The organism is Corynebacterium sp. 335C (assembly GCF_053525695.1).
Genome location: NZ_JASTTB010000003.1, coordinates 304,444 through 320,987 on the forward strand (window position 1 = coordinate 304,444; position 16,544 = coordinate 320,987).

15 protein-coding genes and 1 tRNA gene are annotated in these 16,544 nt (G+C 75.2%); 10 read left to right on the forward strand and 6 right to left on the reverse strand.

Annotation, left to right across the window (positions count from 1 at the left end; all coding sequences use genetic code 11):
• The first annotated feature begins 33 nt into the window (after positions 1-33).
• Positions 34-1,149, forward strand: coding sequence for a LacI family DNA-binding transcriptional regulator (locus QQS41_RS11145; protein WP_448852795.1), 1,116 nt, complete (start codon positions 34-36; stop codon positions 1,147-1,149).
• A gap of 100 nt (positions 1,150-1,249) precedes the next feature.
• Here the strand turns inward: QQS41_RS11145 and otsB are convergent, their stop codons facing one another.
• Entirely contained in the window at positions 1,250-2,035 is a 786-nt protein-coding gene (otsB, locus tag QQS41_RS11150) for a trehalose-phosphatase (protein WP_448852796.1), read from the reverse strand.
• A 242-nt stretch (positions 2,036-2,277) separates the two neighbouring features.
• Here otsB and QQS41_RS11155 point away from each other — a divergent pair, with 242 nt between their 5' ends.
• A complete protein-coding gene (locus tag QQS41_RS11155; protein ID WP_448852797.1) occupies positions 2,278-2,970 on the forward strand; it encodes a flavin reductase family protein in 693 nt (230 codons plus the stop codon).
• Between the two features lie 99 nt (positions 2,971-3,069).
• Here the strand turns inward: QQS41_RS11155 and QQS41_RS11160 are convergent, their stop codons facing one another.
• The 4 genes from QQS41_RS11160 to QQS41_RS11175 all read right to left on the reverse strand — a co-directional run bounded on the left by QQS41_RS11160 (position 3,070) and on the right by QQS41_RS11175 (position 7,316).
• A complete protein-coding gene (locus tag QQS41_RS11160; RefSeq protein WP_448852798.1) occupies positions 3,070-3,588 on the reverse strand; it encodes a hypothetical protein in 519 nt (172 codons plus the stop codon).
• The gene (locus QQS41_RS11165) at positions 3,585-5,075 is read right to left on the reverse strand and encodes an alpha,alpha-trehalose-phosphate synthase (UDP-forming) (RefSeq protein ID WP_448852799.1); all 1,491 of its coding nucleotides are present in this window, start codon (positions 5,073-5,075) and stop codon (positions 3,585-3,587) included. The genes QQS41_RS11160 and QQS41_RS11165 overlap by 4 nt, the downstream gene beginning before the upstream one ends.
• 1 nt (position 5,076) lies before the next feature.
• Entirely contained in the window at positions 5,077-5,436 is a 360-nt protein-coding gene (locus QQS41_RS11170) for a hypothetical protein (protein WP_448852800.1), read from the reverse strand.
• 266 nt (positions 5,437-5,702) lie between these two features.
• Complete coding sequence (locus tag QQS41_RS11175) at positions 5,703-7,316, reverse strand: threonine/serine ThrE exporter family protein (RefSeq protein ID WP_448852801.1); 1,614 nt, start codon at positions 7,314-7,316, stop codon at positions 5,703-5,705.
• A 234-nt stretch (positions 7,317-7,550) separates the two neighbouring features.
• Between QQS41_RS11175 and QQS41_RS11180 the strand changes: the two genes are divergently transcribed.
• From QQS41_RS11180 to QQS41_RS11200, 5 genes are all read left to right on the forward strand, one after another.
• A tRNA-Thr gene (locus tag QQS41_RS11180) sits at positions 7,551-7,623 on the forward strand.
• 254 nt (positions 7,624-7,877) lie between these two features.
• Complete coding sequence (locus tag QQS41_RS11185; RefSeq protein ID WP_448852802.1) at positions 7,878-8,810, forward strand: hypothetical protein; 933 nt, start codon at positions 7,878-7,880, stop codon at positions 8,808-8,810.
• Positions 8,811-8,998: 188 nt separating this feature from the next.
• Positions 8,999-9,424 (forward strand): arsenate reductase/protein-tyrosine-phosphatase family protein, encoded by a 426-nt coding sequence (locus QQS41_RS11190; protein WP_448852803.1) that lies wholly within the window; start codon positions 8,999-9,001, stop codon positions 9,422-9,424.
• Between the two features lie 49 nt (positions 9,425-9,473).
• Positions 9,474-10,358: a PaaI family thioesterase gene (locus tag QQS41_RS11195; RefSeq protein ID WP_448852804.1), complete on the forward strand. Its 885-nt coding sequence runs from the start codon at positions 9,474-9,476 to the stop codon at positions 10,356-10,358.
• Between the two features lie 283 nt (positions 10,359-10,641).
• On the forward strand, positions 10,642-12,429 hold the full coding sequence (locus tag QQS41_RS11200) for a pyruvate dehydrogenase (RefSeq protein ID WP_448852805.1): 1,788 nt from the start codon (positions 10,642-10,644) through the stop codon (positions 12,427-12,429).
• A gap of 339 nt (positions 12,430-12,768) precedes the next feature.
• Here the strand turns inward: QQS41_RS11200 and QQS41_RS11205 are convergent, their stop codons facing one another.
• On the reverse strand, positions 12,769-13,350 hold the full coding sequence (locus QQS41_RS11205; protein ID WP_448852806.1) for a hypothetical protein: 582 nt from the start codon (positions 13,348-13,350) through the stop codon (positions 12,769-12,771).
• Positions 13,351-13,578: 228 nt separating this feature from the next.
• Here QQS41_RS11205 and QQS41_RS11210 point away from each other — a divergent pair, with 228 nt between their 5' ends.
• The 3 genes from QQS41_RS11210 to purD all read left to right on the forward strand — a co-directional run bounded on the left by QQS41_RS11210 (position 13,579) and on the right by purD (position 16,368).
• Complete coding sequence (locus QQS41_RS11210; RefSeq protein ID WP_448852807.1) at positions 13,579-14,001, forward strand: HIT family protein; 423 nt, start codon at positions 13,579-13,581, stop codon at positions 13,999-14,001.
• Positions 14,002-14,110: 109 nt separating this feature from the next.
• Positions 14,111-14,902 (forward strand): esterase/lipase family protein, encoded by a 792-nt coding sequence (locus QQS41_RS11215; protein ID WP_448852808.1) that lies wholly within the window; start codon positions 14,111-14,113, stop codon positions 14,900-14,902.
• Positions 14,903-15,090: 188 nt separating this feature from the next.
• On the forward strand, positions 15,091-16,368 hold the full coding sequence (purD, locus tag QQS41_RS11220) for a phosphoribosylamine--glycine ligase (protein ID WP_448852809.1): 1,278 nt from the start codon (positions 15,091-15,093) through the stop codon (positions 16,366-16,368).
• Positions 16,369-16,544: the final 176 nt, after the last annotated feature.

Here is a 16,544-nt window from a genome sequence, read left to right on the forward strand (position 1 = left end):
TGGCGGCCGGGGCCGTCCGATAGATTGGGTGACGTGAACCCCTCCGACGCCCCCGACGCAGACGCACCCGGCACCCCGGCGCTCCGGCGCCGCCGCCGCGGCACGCTGGCGTCCATCGCCGCGGAGGTGGGCGTGTCGCGTACGACGGTGTCGAACGCCTACAACCGCCCGGACCAGCTGTCGGCGGAGCTGCGGGAGCATATCCTCGCCGTCGCCCGCCGCCAGGGGTACCCGGGGCCCGATCCGATGGCGCGCAACCTGCGCACCCGCCGGGCCGGTGCGCTGGGCGTGCTGTTCACGGAGGAGCTGACGTTCGCGTTCGAGGACCCGGCGTCGGTGGACTTCCTCGCGGGCCTGGCGGACGTGTGCGCGGAACTGGGCACGTCCCTGATGATCATCCCGGCGTCGTCGTCCGCCGTCGACGACGGGGGAGCGGACCTCATCCGCGGCGCGGCGGTCGACGGGATGGTCGTCTACTCCGTCGCCGACGACGACCCGTACCTGGAGATCATCCGCCAGCGTGGTCTGCCCGCGGTCATCTGCGACCAGCCGGCGGACGTCGACGCGGTGCCGTTCGTCGGCATCGACGACCGGGAGGCGGTGAAGCCCGCCGTCCGCCACCTGCTGGAGCTGGGCCACCGCCGGATCGGCGTGCTGTCGGTGCGCCTGTCGCGCGGCCAGGTCGACGGACCGGTCACGCGGGAGGACCTCGCCGGCGCCCACCACCACGTCCAGCGCAGCCGCGTCGAGGGGATCCTCGAGGAGCTGGAGGCCGCGGGCGTCGACCCGGACGGCGTGCCCGTCGTCGGCCGCCACCTCAACAACCGGGAGACGAACTACGACGCCGCCCGCGAGCTGCTGGAGGCCAACCCCGATCTCACGGCGGTGGCGTGCACGACGGACACGCAGGCGCTCGGCGTGCTGCGCTACTGCGGGGACCACGGCATCCGGGTGCCGGAGGACCTGTCGGTCACCGGCTTCGACGGCATCGAGGTCGCGCGCCTGGCCGGCGTCGCCACCGTCATCCAGCCGAACCGGCTGAAGGGCGAGACCGTCGGCCGGGTCCTCGCCGCCGGCGAGCCCGCCCGCACCATCCTGCCGACGGAGTTCGCGCCCGGTCGCACCACCGCACCGCCCCGCGAGGCGTAGGCCCGCGCGCGGCCGACCGGGCCGCGCGGGTCCCGTCGTCACGCACCGCGCGGGGAGCGCATGCTCGCCGCGGTCGGGTGATGCGTGACGACGCTCCCCGCTACTCCGCGGCCGCCATCCGCGCGTTGAGGAGGTCCCGCAGCAGCACCGTCACCGCGGCGGTGTCGGGCACGAAGTGGGAGGCGTGGGAGTGCTCCGGGTCGGGAACGCCGACCTTCACCCCCAGGTCGCCGGGCTGCAGGACGCGCAGCGCCGTCTCGTCGGTGACGTCGTCGCCCACGAACACCACGGCGTCGACGCCGGAGTCGCGGCGGGCGGCGTCGAGGAAGCTGCCCTTCGTCACGTCGTGGACGGCGATCTCCAGGATGTCCTTGCCGTCGGTGACGTGCAGCCCCGGCACCGGCCGCGCCAGCGTGCGGGCGTAGTCGAGGACCCGCTGCCGCGCGACGTGGTCCTCGATGGGCCGGACGTGCAGGACGCGGGCGCCGGGCTTGTTCTCCACCCACGCGCCCTCGGCGCCGGGCTGGGCCAGCACGTCGCGCAGCCGCACGTCGAGGGCCTCCAGCAGCGCGGACTCCGCGGCGGACAGGGAGATGCCGTCGTCCGGCTCCGCCCCGTGGCTGCCGACCAGCCGCACCCGCGGGTTCATGCCCGACAGGTAGCGCAGGTCCTTCAGCTGCCGGCCCGACAGGAGCATGACGGTGACGCCGTCCTGCTCCGCCAGCGTCTCCACCAGCTCCCGGTTGCCGGGGCGGGGCCGCACCGACATCGGGTCGTCCGCCAGGTCGGCCAGCGTCCCGTCGAAGTCGAGGGCGACCAGCAGGGTCGGGGCGGCGGCGACGTGCGCGATCGCGTCGCGGAGGGCGGTGGCGGCTTCGTCGTTCACCCTGTCCAGCCTACGCGGGGCGCCCCGCGCCCGGGCCGGGTCGGGCGAGGTCCGCGGGGCCGGGGGAGGGGCGTGCGCGGCCCGGGCGTTTGCCGGGGGCGCCGACCGCGCGTGCGCCGGCCGTGCGCCGCGCGGGCTCCGGCCTCCCGCCGAGTGCCCGCCGCGTGCCGGCGGCGTGCCCGCCGCATGCCGCGCCCGGGCCCGCTGGACGGCGCGGAAAACCGGCGGTTAGCCTGGTGGCCATGACGTACACCCCCGGTACCCCGCACTCCGACGACGCTCCCGCCCCCGCGGCGGGCGGCGCGGCGGCGCAGGTCACCGGGCCGGGGCAGGCCGCCGGGCAACCGGACGCGCAGCCGGACGGCCACTCCGCGACGCCCGCCGCCGGCGAGCTGCCGGAGGCGCTGCGCCGGCTGGACGAGATGAGCGTGCGCCGCGCGCTCGGCGAGTTCGCCACGGGCGTCACCATCATCGCGACGGAGGACGCCGCCGGCCCGGTCGGCTTCGCCTGCCAGTCCTTCTCCTCCCTCAGCCTCGACCCGCCGCTGGTGGTGTTCACGGTGATGCGCACGTCGCGGACGTGGCCGCGCATCGAGGGCACCGGCCGCTTCGCGGTCAACGTGCTGACGGAGGAACAGCAGGACGTCTCCGCCGCCTTCGGCCGCCGCGGCGAGGACAAGTTCGCCCACGGCACCTGGTCGTCGTCGCCGCTGGGCAACCCCGTGCTGCACGGGTGCGCCATCTGGATCGACTGCACGGTGGAGGCGGTGCACGACGGCGGCGACCACCACATCGTCGTCGGCCGCATCTCCGACATCGGCCACCGCGCGGATGCGAGCCCGCTCATCTACCACCGCGGCGGCTACGCCCGTGTCGTCGCGCCGGGCGACGACGCCCCGGAGGGCGAGCGCTGGCGCCAGCGCCCCTCCGTGTAGTCGTCGCGTGACGACGGCCGCCCCGTCGTCACGCGACCCCCGCCCGGGCGCCGCATCCGGCGCCGTTGCGCGGCGGGGCGCGGCGCGGGCCGCGTGCGGTCAGCCCGCGGCGATCTGGACCGCCGCGAAGCCGCGGGCCGCGGTGCCCGGCGGATGCTCGGCGACGAGGGAGGCGCGCAGCGAATCCCCGTCGGCGGCCAGGCGCTGCTCGCCCGGCAGGACGCCGAAGAGCCGGCGGTCGTACTCCGACGCGTTCGCGGAGCAGTCGCGGGTGCGCAGCCACTCGGGCGCGCCGACGCGCGCCACCCCGTCGCCCACCCAGTCGACGTCGCCGCGGAACTCGCCGCACGCCGACGACCCGGTGTACGACGTGCCGCCGAACACCAGGGTCGGCGGGATCTCGCCCTCGACGGGGGCCTGCGGCAGGGCGGGGTCGTCGAAGACGCCCGTGACCTGCCACGTCCTGTCGACGACGCGCGGGTCGGCCGAGGAGCACGCCGCCGCGCCGGCGACGGCGGCGCAGGCGAGCGCCGCGGCGGCGAGGCGGCGGGCGCGGCCGCCGCGCATGCCGGCGGCGCGGCGGGGCCCGGGCGCGGCGGCGCGGCGGGCCGTCGTCACGCCTCCTCCCCGGCGCCGACGCCGCGCAGCGAGTCGAGGAAGCTGCCCGCCCACACGTCGACGTCGTGGTCGCGGACCTGGGCGTGCATCTCCAGCATCCGCTCCCGGCCCGCGCCCGAGGCGGCGGCGCGGGCGGCCTGGATCATCGTCCGCTTGATGGACTCCTGGTCGAACGGGTTGCACATCCACGCCCCGTCCAGCTCCGTCGCCGCACCCGCGAACTCCGACAGCACCAGCGCGCCGGAGCCGTCGGCGTGGCACGCCACGTACTCCTTGCACACCAGGTTCATGCCGTCGCGCAGGGCGGTGACCAGCATGACGTCCGCCGCGGAGTACAGGTCCAGCAGCTGCTCGAAGGGGATGGGCCGGTGGATGTAGTGGATGACCGGGCGGCCCAGCGCGGCGAAGCGGCCGTTGACGCGGCCGACGACGTGCTCGACCTCCGCGCGCAGCCGCCGGTAGTCGTCGACGCGCTCGCGCGACGGCGTCGCCACCTGCACCAGCACCGCCTCGTCCGGGTCCAGCGCCCCGGACTCCAGCAGGGATTCGAACGCCTCGAGGCGCTGCAGGATGCCCTTCGTGTAGTCCAGGCGGTCGACGCCCAGGAACAGCGTGCCCGGCTCGCCGAGCTTCGCGCGCACCCCGGCGGCGTCCGCGCCGGCCGCGCCGTCGATGACGGAGCCCGAGTCGATGGAGATCGGGTACGCCCCGACCGCCACGCGGCGCCCGTCCGGGGCGACGACGTGGGCCGTCGCCTCCCGCACCGACGCGTCGCCGGAGACCTCCAGCTCGTCCGGCAGGCCCGTGTGGGCGCCGGCCTCGCCGCCGATGCGGCGGCACAGGGCCAGGAAGTTGTCGGCGCACGACGCCAGGTGGAAGCCGATGAGGTCGGCGCCGAGCATGCCGCGCACGATCTCCTCGCGCCACGGCAGCTGGCGGAAGATCTCCGACGGCGGGAACGGGATGTGCAGGAAGAACCCGATGGTCACGTCCGGGCGCAGCTGCCGCAGGATGCCGGGCACCAGCATCAGCTGGTAGTCCTGCACCCACACGGTCGCCCCCTCGGCGGCGCGCTCCGCGGCGGCCTCCGCGTACCGGCGGTTGACCTCGCGGTAGGACTCCCACCAGTCGCCGTCGTAGGTCGGCGGCACGATGAGGCCGTGCAGCAGCGGCCACAGCGTGGCGTTGGAGAAGCCCTCGTAGAACCGCTCGTACTCGTCGCCGTCCAGGTCGACCGGGTGCAGGTCCAGCCCGTCGTCGGTGACGATCGTCTCCGGCGGCTCCGGCGACGACGGGTCGTCGGCGATGGTGCCGGCCCAGCCGATCCACGCGCCGTTGTTGCGCAGCAGCACCGGCGTCAGGGCGGTCACCAGGCCACCCGGCGACGGCTTCCAGTCGACGCCGCCGTCCGCGCGCTCCGCCGGCGCCACCGGCAGGCGGTTGGCGACGACGACGAAATCGGACCTGTCCCCGCCGCTGCCCGACACGTCAGGCCTTCTTCGCGGTCTTCTTGGCCGTCTTCTTCGCGGCCTTCTTGGCGGTCTTCTTGGCCGCCTTCTTCGCGGACTTCTTCGCCGTCTTCTTGGCGGACTTCTTCGCCGCCTTCTTCGTGGACTTGCGGGCGCGCTTCGCGGGCTTCGGCTCGTTCTCCTCGAGGTACTCCGCGTGCACGCGCTTGTAGTCCAGGCCCTCCGGCTCCACGCCCAGCATGCACATGAGGGTCACGCAGTCGTGGAAGTCGTCGGCGTAGGAGGCGATGATCTTCCGGGCCCCCGCCGCCGTCAGCTCCTCGACCTTGTGCAGGGCCTCGTTCTGGGCGGAACGGGTGTCGGTGACCTTCGGTGGCACGGATCCTCCTGGCTCGGCGTCATGGCGGCGGCCCCCGGCCGCCGTCGGCGCGGGCACGCCCCGGCCGGGGGCGGCGCGCCGTCGCTGTTTCGCTGCTTGCGAGTCCCCCAGTGTACCAGCGCGGCCCCCGCCCCGGCCCGCCGGGCGGCGGGGCCGGAGCAGGGGACGGGACGGGCCTGGGCACGTGCCGCGGCGGGCGCCGTCGTCACGCGCACGCGGCACCCGTCGTCACGCGCACGCGGAACCCGCGCCCGCGGGGAGCCGCGCTACCAGCGCTCCCACGACTCGCCGACGTCGCGGCCGAAGCGGCGGCCCGACCAGCTGCGGGAGATGCGGCGGCGGTGGCGGGTCGTCGCCTCCTGCACCTCGTCGTGGCGGGCGGCGACGACGTGGTGGCGGGCGTGGCGGATGCGCACGCGCGGGCGGATGATGTCGCCGGCGCGGACCAGGGCCTTCGGGCGGCGCAGGCGGCGGGCGATCCACTCGCCCAGCACCACGCCCGCGGCCAGCGCGGCGGAGATGGCGATGGCGACGGCGATGTTGGTGAAGCCGCCGACCATGTCGTCGTGCAGCAGCGCGTACAGGCCGCGGTAGATGGCCAGGCCCGGCAGGAACGGGGTGATGCCGGCGATGCCGGTGACCAGCGGCGGGATGGAGAACCGGCGCGACAGCAGGCCGCCGGCGATGCCGATGAACCCGGCGGCGATGCCGGTCGAGGCGATCTCGCCGAGGCCCGACGGCATGAGCACGAAGTGGTGCAGCGCCGTGCCGGAGAACGCCACGCCCGCCGTCACCAGCAGCTCCTTGCCGTTGGCGTGGGAGGCCAGCGCGAAGCCGACCGACGCGATCATGCCCATGATGACGCGGATGGTCGTCTCGGTGAAGTTCGGCAGGGCGGCGGCCTCCTGCGGCGGCAGCATGACGCCGAGCAGGCCGACCAGCTCGATGCCGAAGGCGATGCCGGCGACGATGCCGCCGGTCAGCAGCATCGTGTCGAACAGCCGCGCCGCGCCCGTCACCGGCGCGCCGTTCATCCCGTCCTGCAGCGCCTGCACCAGCGTGAGGCCGGCGAGCAGCACGACGATGCCCGACGCGATGATGCGCGACGGCGCCACCGCCAGGCCCAGCATCGGCGCCAGCCAGAAGAACCCGGCGGCGAACAGCGTCGCCAGGAAGCCGCCGGCCATGTTCTGGAAGAACGTCGGCAGGCCGCGGGCGTTGAGCTCGCTGATGGTGGTGATGACCAGGAACGACGCGATGCCGGTCAGCCCCGCCACCAGCCAGGAGCCGCCGATGAGGACGGAGAACGCCATCGCCAGCAGCACCCAGCCGGCGTAGACCACGCGCAGGCGGTACAGCGGCGGGGAGTCCTCGATCTCCTTGACCCGATCCAGCGCCTCCTCCAGGCCGATGCGGCCGCCGGTGATGTCGCGCACCAGCCGGTCGGCCTGGCCGAGGCGGTTGAAGTCGGCGGCGGCGCCGTCGACGACGCGCACGGCGGTCAGCGGCACGCGGCGCTTCTCGGTGAGGTGGAAGACGGTCACCGTCGTCAGGGTGATGTCCGCCTGCACGCGGGTGAGGCCGAAGGCCGACGCGATCGCCTTCACCTGCCGGACGACGTCCCGGTTGCCCGCGCCGCTGGACAGCAGCATGCCCGCGCAGCGGGCGGCCAGGTCGAGGACGTCGGTGATGGAGTCGACGTCGTCGAGCGCGACCGGCGCCAGCGGCAGCGGGGTGCGGGTGCGGATCGGCGCGTCGGGGACGTCCTCCGGCTCGGGGCTGGACGCCCAGTCCATCAGCTTGTCGCGCAGGCCCTGGGACTGGTCGCCGTCGTCCTCCGCGTCGTCGGGCTGGGCGGGCCGGGTGTCGTCCTGCGTCACGTGGACCAAGCCTCCTGCAGATGGGGACGGGCGCCCCGTGCAGGGCGCCGGGATGTGCGGCGCCGGGAGGCCCCCGCGCGCCGGTCGGCGCGGCGTCCGGCGGGGTGCCGGGCGCGGCGCCGGCGGGGTCCGGTCGGGGCCCCGCTCGCCCGGGCGAGTCTACCGGCCCCTTCCGGCGGGGCGTGCGTCGCGTCGCGGTAGCATGATCGCCATCGCGCCGGGTGCGGCGCGGGTGCCGGAGTGGCGCAATTGGCAGCGCATCCGCCTTGTAAGCGGCAGGTTGCGGGTTCAAGTCCCGTCTCCGGCTCGGGAACGCCCCGCCGGCCTCCGCCGGCGGGGTTTTCGCGTGGCCCGGGAGGGTGCGCCGGCGCGGGTTTCCGGGGGTTCGCGTGACGACGCCCACCGCCCCGCGTGGAGCCCGCCGCCGCGGCCGTGGAGCCCGCGCATCGGGGAGGTAACGGTTCGGCTGCGATCGGCGCCCGGCGGTTCATCGGGCGGCGCCGCGGTGGTACCCAGGAGGATGCGAAAAATCCGACGACGCGACACCGGGAGGAGGACCCCATGGTTCCCATGCACGACGACCCGCGGAACGGCGGGTCCGCACCCGATGCGCGGGGCGGCTCGGCCCCGCGCGGCGGCGTCGACGGCCCCCTCGCCGCCGGCGTCGGCCCCGCCGATTCCGACGCTGCCGGCGGCGCGGGCTCCGGTCCCGCCGCGGCGGGCGCGGCGGGCTCCGGCGGCGCGGCGCCCGCGGCCGGCCGCCGCCCGCTCGTGGGCTTCGCCGCCATCGCCGCGGTGGTCGGCCTGGTCCTGGTCGGCGTGGTCGCCCTCGTCGGCGGCCGCGGCGACGCGGAGACCGATCACGTCGCCGGCGTGACGTCGTCCGGTGGCGGCGCCGGGGGAGGGGCGTCGTTCGGCGGCTCCGGGGACGCGACCGACGATGCTCCGGCCGCCGGGGCGGACGGGTCCGGCGAGGCCGGCGACGTGATGGGCGGCGGCGAGCCGTCCCGCCCGAAGCCGGGCGCCGGCGACGGCTCCGCGGCCCCGTCCGCGGAGCCCACGGCGGCCCGCGCGCTCGGCACGATGGCCGCGCCGACCGGCTCGGCCGACGCCGACGGCGCGGCCGCCCGCCCCGCCGACGCGCCGCGCATGATCCTGTCCGGCGAGGTCATCCAGTTCCGCGGCGAGCAGGTCCTCGTCTGCGCCACCGGCGACGGCCGCGGCGTCTCCCACGTCGGCGTCACCGCGGAGGCCGGGGCGACCGGCGCCCGCACCGCCGCCGACGAGCCCGCCCTGTGCGACATCGCGACCGACGTCACCGGCGCGCTGATGGAGCGGGCCGGGGACGGCCCCGTCGACCTGTCGTCGCCCGCGGAAGTCGACGCCGCCGGCCGCCACGCGACCTGCGAGCCCCTCGACCCGGGCATCATGCGCTGCACCGTCGACGGCGGCGCGCTGGTGACCATCTGGAGCGAGGCCGACCGCCGGGCCTAGCCGCTCGCCGCCTCCCGGCCGCGCCGGCTTCCGCGCCGCGCGCCCCGGACCCGCACCCGCGCCCTCCGGCTCCCGCGCCCTCTCGCGCACCGCACCCCTCCCGGCCGCACCGCCGGATCGCTATGGTGGGGGAAAGCGGTGCGCCGACCCGCCGGCGCGCCGATCCGGACACGCGAGGAGGCGATGGCATGTACGGCAGCGGGATCCTGTTCGTCAGCGGCGCGAACATGGGGTTGTCCCGCATGGCGGAGGGCCTCCTGCGGCGCGTCGTCCCGGACGTCGCCGTGCACTCCGCCGGCGTCGACGTCGACCCCGACGACCGCGGCCTCGACGAGGACGCCCGGGTGGCCATGCGCGAAATCGGCGCCCGGTGCGACGGCGACCCGATCCAGCTCACGCCGTCCGTCGCCGACCGGCACGACCGCGTAATCGTCCTCGGCGACGTCGACGTCTCCGGGCACATCGCCCCCGACTGCGACATCGTCCGCTGGCGCTACGAGGACCCGGTGCGCCAGGGCGTCGCCGGCCTGCCGCGCTACCGCATCCTCCGCGAGTGGCTGCGCGGCGAAATCCGCGTCCTCGCCGACGACCTCGAGACGGCCCGCGGCCGCTGAGCCGCGCGACCGCATGCCGCCGGCGCCGACCCTGTTAGACTCCCCGCCCATGGCCCCGAACCTCCCCAGCTCCCTCCGTGACCTGCAGTCCCGCATCATGGACTCCATCAACGGCAACGAGGGCAACCTCACGCCCAACCGCCTGCGGCACATGATGAACATCTGGCCGCCCCTGTCGGGCGCCGGCGTCCGCATCACCCGCATCAACGACGACTGGTCGGGCGGGCGCGTCGAGCTGCGGCTGAACTTCCTCAACGCCAACATGAACGGCTCCGCGTTCGGCGGCACCCTCTTCGCGATGACCGACGTCATGTTCGGCCTCATCCTCGTCCAGCGCCTCGGCGTCCGCGACTTCCAGGTGTGGACCCGAACCGGCAGCTTCGAGTTCATCCGCCCCGGCGGCCGCGGCACCTACCTCGAGGTCGAGATCACCGAGGAGATGGTCGAGCGCATCCACCGCGACACCGAGGGCGGCTACTCCACCGTCGTGCCGTACACCTCCGTCGTGCGCGACCGCGACGGCGGCATCGTCGGCATCGGCCAGCAGGACCTCTACGTGCGCCGCCGCGGGGGCGCGAAGCCGCCGGCGAACCCGAACCTCCTCGACCGCGAGGAGGGCGCGAACCTCATCGCCGCCGCCCGCACCCTCGCCCGCCTGGGCCTGCGCGACGACGCGGACCGCGACCGGCTCGTCGAGCACGAGCGCGTCGCCCGCCGCTGCATCCGCCCCGAGGCCCGCGCCGTCGCGTGGCTCGACGGCGTCCTGCAGGAGGGCGCCGTGTCGCTCGACGACTACCGCGCCGCCGGCCTGCCCGAGGTCGTGCTCGAGACGCTGACCCGCCACGAACGCGGGGGCGAGGAGGGGCTTTCCGACGAGGCCCGCTCGCTGCTCGCCGAGGTCGCCGAGGCCCGCGAGTCCCTCGCGGAGTACTAGCGGGGACCGGCGCGTCCCGGCCCGCACGCCGGTGCCCGGGCCGCGCCCCCATGTCCGCATCGCCGCAGACGGCGCGATGCGCGGCACCGCCGCGCCGCCGGCGAACCCGCGCCGCCCACCCCCGCCGGGGGAGGGCGCGGACGGGGCCCGGGGCGTCGTCACGCGAACACCCGGACCCCGCGCCACCGGGAACAAACGGCGCCCGCCGCGCGTTGCACCACCCGACAGCGACCGCAACCGGCGGGCCGCCCACCGCGAACCCCGCCGGGGGAAGTGAACACGCATGGCCACCTACGCCGAACAGCTCATCGGCGCCCTCGCCCGGCAGGGCGTCACCCGCATCCACGGCCTCGTCGGGGACAGCCTCAACCCCGTCGTCGACGCCGTCCGCCGCCACGACGGCATGGAGTGGATCCACGTCCACAACGAGGAGTCCGCGGCCTTCGCCGCCGGCGCCGAATCCCTCCTCACCGGCGGCCTCGCCGTCTGCGCCGGCTCCTGCGGCCCCGGTAACACCCACCTCATCCAGGGGCTCTACGACGCGCACCGCAACGGCGCCAAGGTCCTCGCCATCGCCTCCCACATCCCCGCCGCCAACATCGGCTCCGCGTTCTTCCAGGAGACGCACCCCGAGAAGATCTTCCAGGAATGCTCCGCCTACTGCGAGATGGTGAACTCGCCGAAGCAGGGCGCCGACATCCTCCACAACGCCATCCAGTCCACGATGGCCGGCAAGGGCGTCTCCGTCCTCGTCGTACCCGGCGACATCGCCGGCGAGAAGGCCGCCGACTCGCCCGTCCTCGACTCCGCCATCCCCGCCGGCGCCCCCGTCGTCGTCGCGCCCGAGGAGCAGATCGACGCCCTCGCCCGCGCCATCGACGACGCGTCCACCGTCACCGTCTTCGCCGGGGCCGGCTGCGCCGGGGCGCGTGACGACGTCATGGCGTTCGCGCGGAAGGTCAAGGCCCCCGTCGGGCACTCCCTCGGCGGCAAGGAGATCATCCAGCACGACAACCCCCATGACGTCGGCATGTCCGGCCTGCTCGGCTACGGCGCCTGCCAGGACGCCCTCGACGACGCCGACCTGGTCATCCTCGCCGGCACCGACTTCCCGTACTCCGACTTCCTGCCGACCGCGAACGTCGCGCAGATCGACGCCGACGCCTCCCACATCGGCCGCCGCACCACCGTGTCCGTGCCCGTCGCCGGCGACGTCGGCGACACGCTGCGCCGCGTCATGCCGAAGATCGCGGAGAAGACCGACCGCGATTTCCTCGACCGCATGCTGAAGAAGCACGCCCGCGAGCTGGAGAAGGTCATCGAGGCCTACACCCACGACGTCGAGGACCACACGCCCATCCACCCCGAGTACGCCGCGCGCATCCTCGACGAACTCGCCGACGACGACGCCGTCTTCACCGTCGACACCGGCATGAACAACGTCTGGGCCGCCCGCTACCTCACGCCCAACGGGCGGCGCCGCGTGATCGGATCCTGGCGGCACGGCACGATGGCGAACGCGCTGCCGCACGCCATCGGAGCGGCGGCGGCCGTGGGCGCGGGCGCGGGCTCGGCTGACGGCCCGGACGCCGGTGCGGGCTCGGCGGGCGGCCGGCAGGTCGTCGCCATGTCGGGCGACGGCGGCCTGGCGATGCTCCTCGGCGAGCTCATCACCGTCCGCCGCAACGACCTGCCGGTGAAGACGGTGGTGTTCAACAACTCGTCGCTCGGCATGGTGAAGCTGGAGATGCTCGTCGCCGGCATCCCCGACTGGCAGACCGACCATGACGCCGTCGACTACTCCCGCATCGCGGAGGCCATCGGCATCCCGTCGGTGCGCATCGAGGACCCCGCCACGCTGCGCGAGGACCTCGCCCGCGCGCTCGCGATGGACGGGCCGGTGCTCATCGAGCTCATCACCGACCCCGACGCGCTGTCGATGCCGCCGGAGATTTCGCTCGAGCAGGTCGCCGGCTTCACGAAGGCGTCGGTGAAGACGGTGCTCGACGGCGGCGTCGGCAAGATGGTCGAGCTCGCCCGCGCGAACCTGCGCAACATCCCGCGGCCGTAGGGGCCGGGGCGTGCGGGGGTCGTGCGGGGCCCGGATCTGCGTTTGAGTGTAGTTCGCGCGTTGCGACGAGGGGCTGCGTGGCGGTGAAACGCAGGAAAACGGCCGGATTTTCTGCGTTTGGAGGATGCGCAGGAGGGCCGGCGGAGGCGCGTATGCCGGTCAAATGCAGGGGTCGGATGGGCGGGAAACGGGGATCGTCGGAAAGCGTGCTGTGCGCCCCACAGACGGGCCGAACCCCGTTCCGGCACCCGGGCCCGGAGCGCGCCGGAAAACGCGCGAGCGGGCCGTACACGACCTTTCGCGGATCGGGGCCGCGGACAATCCGGCGGCGACCCCGCATCACCAGCCCCGGCGGCCGTGCATCGCCTCGGAACGCTGGTGCGCGCGGGCCTCCGTGACGCGCCGGCGGGCCTCGCGGATGCGGTGGAGCATCTCGTCGAAGTGGCGCCACACGTCGACGGCGGTGACCTCGATGATCGTCCACCCGAGGAGGCGCAGGTCGGAGGCGCGGCGGGCGTCGTCGGCGCGGTGGCTCGCCGACTGCCCCGCGTCGCCCCAGTGCCCGGCGCCCTGGTACTCCAGCGCGATGCGGAACAGCGGATCGGCGAGGTCCAGCCAGAACGTCCGGCCCGGGGACTCGACGCGGTACTGCGGCACCCAGTCGGTCTCGCCGGCGTCGGCGAGCTTCACGCGCAGGTGGCTCTCCGGCCGGGACTCCGACAGCACCTCCGTCCGGCCGAGCAGCACGCCCATGCGCGCGGAGCCCTTCCGGCGCCGTGAGACCCATTGCCGTAAAGCATCTTTCAGTCCGAAGCGGCCCCACGCGCGGAGCGCCCCGTCGAGGAACGCGACGGCCGCGACGTCGTCCCGCAGCCCCGCGACGCAGTCGATGCACGCGTCGACCGGCGCGGCCACCAGCATCGGGCGGCGGCCACGTGAGGCGCGATCTCCACCGGCGTCATCGCCGGGCGGCGGGGAAGCGGTGGACGGCGGCGCGGAGGACGGCGGCACACGGGGCGGCATGCCCGCAGCATCGCGGACCGCGGCCGCCCCCGCCCCGCCGCACGGCCTTCCCCGCATCGGGCCGTGGATGGTTGCGGGGTTGTGGATTTCCCGCACGGCGCCCGCCCCCGGGTCTACGATTGCCGCATGGCTAGCGTGTTCACGAAGATCATCGACGGCGAGCTTCCGGGCCGGTTCGTGTACCGGGACGACGAGGTGGTGGCGTTCCTGACCATCGAGCCCGTCGCGTACGGGCACGTGCTGGTGGTGCCGGTGCGGGAGGTCGACCGGTGGACGGACCTGGAGCCGGAGCTGTGGGGCCGGTGCAACGAGGTCGCGCAGATGGTCGGCAACGCGGTCGTCGAGGTGTTCGACGCCCCGCGCGCCGGCTACCTCATCGCGGGCTTCGAGGTCCCGCACGCCCACATCCACGTGTTCCCGGCGGCGGACATGTCGGGGTACAACCTCGCGTCGGTGAACCGGGACCCGGATCAGGCGAAGATGGACGAGGCGGCGCAGCGGCTGCGCGAGCGCCTCGGCACGGGCGAGGACGGCCGCCCGCTGGTGTAGGCGGGCCGCGGCGGGCACCGTCGCAAAGCACCGCCTCCTCCCGCCGTGCGGCGACCCGCGCACCCGGCCATACTGGGCGTGACGTGACAGCCGACCGGGAGGTGCGCCGATGCCGTTGACGCCGGAGCGGCCGATTGCGACGTACATCTCGCGGTCGGGCCTGTTCGAGGACGACTGGCGTGCGCGGGTGTCGCGCACGCGCCCGTGGCCGGTGGTGCTGGTGCACGGCACGGGGCATCTGAAGGGCGTGTGGGAGCAGCTGGGCGGGGAGCTGCGCGCCGACGGGTGGGCGACGTTCGCGCCGGATTACGGGGAGCGGGCGTCGAAGCCGCTGGCGGAGTCGTACGACCGCCTGTCGGCGTACGTGGATCAGGTGATCCAGGCGACGGGGGCGGAGCGCGCGATTCTGGTGGGGCATTCGCAGGGCGGCCTGCTGTCGACGCTGCTGTCGCTGGCGGAGCCGGATCGGTTCCGGCACGTGGTGTGCCTGGCGGCGCCGAACCACGGGACGTCGCCGGGTGGGCGGCGGTTCGGGATCATGCGGTTTTCGCAGGTGCGGGAGCTGGCGGAGACGATCATCCACGGCTACTGGGGGCAGTCGGGGCTGGAGCAGCTGGCGGGGTCGCCGGTGGTGCAGCGGGTGACGGCGCAGGCGGAGCTGGCGCCGGGGGTGTCGTACACGTGCGTGGCGTCGAAGACGGATCAGCTGGTGCGGCCGCCGTCGTCGTGCTTCCTGGATGACGGGGGCACGGGGCAGGTGGAGAACATCATGCTGCAGGACCGGTTCCCGCGGGCGATCGTGCTGCACGAGGATCTGCCGCGGGATGCGCGGGTGCGGCGGATCGTGCGGGAGTCGCTGCTGGCGCTGGTGGGGGAGGAGCTTGACGACGGCGACCTGTAGGCGTCGTCGACCGCCGGGGCGCCGCGGCGCGGGGCGCGCTGCCGCGTGCCGGCGGTGGCGCGGGCGCCGGCCGGCGGGGTTGCCGGCGATGCGGGCACCGGGGCGGGCGCCGGGGCGCACGTCGGGGAGGGTGCGCCCGCCGTCGTGGCCGGGGGTGCCGTGCCGGGGCGGACGTTAGGATGGCCGCCATGGACATCCTCGTCATCGGCTCCGGTGCCCGTGAGCACGCCCTTCTGTACGCAATGAGCAAGGATCCGCAGGTGGAGGCGCTGCACGCCGCGCCGGGCAACGTGGGCATGGAGGCCCTGGCGACGCTGCACCCGGTCGTCGCCGACGACCCGGCGGCGGTGACGGCGCTGGCGCGGGAGCTGGGCGTCGACCTGGTGGTCGTGGGCCCGGAGGTGCCGCTGGTCGCGGGCGTGGCGGACGCGCTGCGCGAGGCGGGCATCGCCGTGTTCGGTCCGGACAAGGCGGCGGCGCGGATCGAGGGGTCGAAGGCGTTCGCGAAGGACGTCATGAAGGCCGCCGACGTCCGCACCGCGCACGCGGAGGCCATCGAGCCGGGCGCCGCGGAGTCCGACGTCGACGCCGCGATCGACCGCTTCGGCCCGACGTGGGTGGTGAAGGACGACGGGCTGGCGGCCGGAAAGGGCGTCGTCGTCACGCCCGATCGCGCGGCGGCGAAGGAGCACGCGCTGGCGGTGCTCGCCGCGGGCAACCCGGTGCTGCTGGAGAGCTTCCTCGACGGCCCCGAGGTGTCCCTGTTCTGCCTCGTCGACGGCGAGACCGTCGTGCCGCTGGTGCCGGCGCAGGACCACAAGCGCGTCGGCGAGGGCGACACCGGCCCGAACACCGGCGGCATGGGCGCCTACGCCCCGCTGGACTGGCTGCCGGACGGTGCGGTCGATCGCATCGTCGCGGAGGTCTGCGAGCCGGTGGCGAAGGAGATGGCCGCCCGCGGCTGCCCGTTCCGCGGCCTGCTGTACGCCGGCCTGGCGTGGGGCGCCGACGGCCCGGCGGTCGTCGAGTTCAACTGCCGCTTCGGCGACCCGGAGACCCAGGCGGTGCTCGCGCTGCTGGAGTCCCCGCTCGGCCAGGTCCTCAACGCCGCGGCCACCGGCACGCTCGCCGACTTCGGCCCGCTGCAGTGGAGGGACGGCTACGCGCTGACCGTCGTGCTGGCGGCGCAGGGCTACCCGGCGTCGACCCGCACGGGCGACCCGCTGACCGGCGCGGAGCCGGGCCGCGAGGCCGACGGCGTCCTGCACGCCGGCACGAAGCGCGACGGCGACGCCATCGTCTCCGCCGGCGGCCGCGTCCTGTCGGTCGTCGGCTCGGGCGCCACGCTGGAGGAGGCGCGCGACGCCGCCTACGCGATGCTCGGCTCCATCGGGCTGGAGGGCTCGCACTTCCGCCGCGACATCGCGCTGCCGGCCGTCGAGGGCCGCATCGCCGTCCCGGAGTAGTCGCCGCCGGTCCGCCCCCGGCAACCCGGATCCGCACCGCCGCCCGCGTCCCCGCCCGGACGCGGGCGGCGGCGTGTCCCGGGACGTCCGGCGGAGTCCCCGCGCCGCCCCCGCCGCCTTTCCGCCGCGGCCCGGCGGGACTAGCATCCCCGGGGTGACGTCAGCCCCACCGGACG

What these genes read in the sequence shown, in the direction of transcription:
- QQS41_RS11155 (WP_448852797.1), top strand. Translation starts at nt 2,278, where the DNA reads ATGACGTACACCCCCGGTACCCCGCACTCCGACGACGCTCCCGCCCCC.
- QQS41_RS11185 (WP_448852802.1), top strand. Translation starts at nt 7,878, where the DNA reads ATGGTTCCCATGCACGACGACCCGCGGAACGGCGGGTCCGCACCCGAT.
- QQS41_RS11190 (WP_448852803.1), top strand. Translation starts at nt 8,999, where the DNA reads ATGTACGGCAGCGGGATCCTGTTCGTCAGCGGCGCGAACATGGGGTTG.
- QQS41_RS11195 (WP_448852804.1), top strand. Translation starts at nt 9,474, where the DNA reads ATGGCCCCGAACCTCCCCAGCTCCCTCCGTGACCTGCAGTCCCGCATC.
- QQS41_RS11200 (WP_448852805.1), top strand. Translation starts at nt 10,642, where the DNA reads ATGGCCACCTACGCCGAACAGCTCATCGGCGCCCTCGCCCGGCAGGGC.
- QQS41_RS11205 (WP_448852806.1), bottom strand. Translation starts at nt 13,350, where the DNA reads ATGCTGGTGGCCGCGCCGGTCGACGCGTGCATCGACTGCGTCGCGGGG.
- QQS41_RS11210 (WP_448852807.1), top strand. Translation starts at nt 13,579, where the DNA reads ATGGCTAGCGTGTTCACGAAGATCATCGACGGCGAGCTTCCGGGCCGG.
- QQS41_RS11215 (WP_448852808.1), top strand. Translation starts at nt 14,111, where the DNA reads ATGCCGTTGACGCCGGAGCGGCCGATTGCGACGTACATCTCGCGGTCG.
- purD (WP_448852809.1), top strand. Translation starts at nt 15,091, where the DNA reads ATGGACATCCTCGTCATCGGCTCCGGTGCCCGTGAGCACGCCCTTCTG.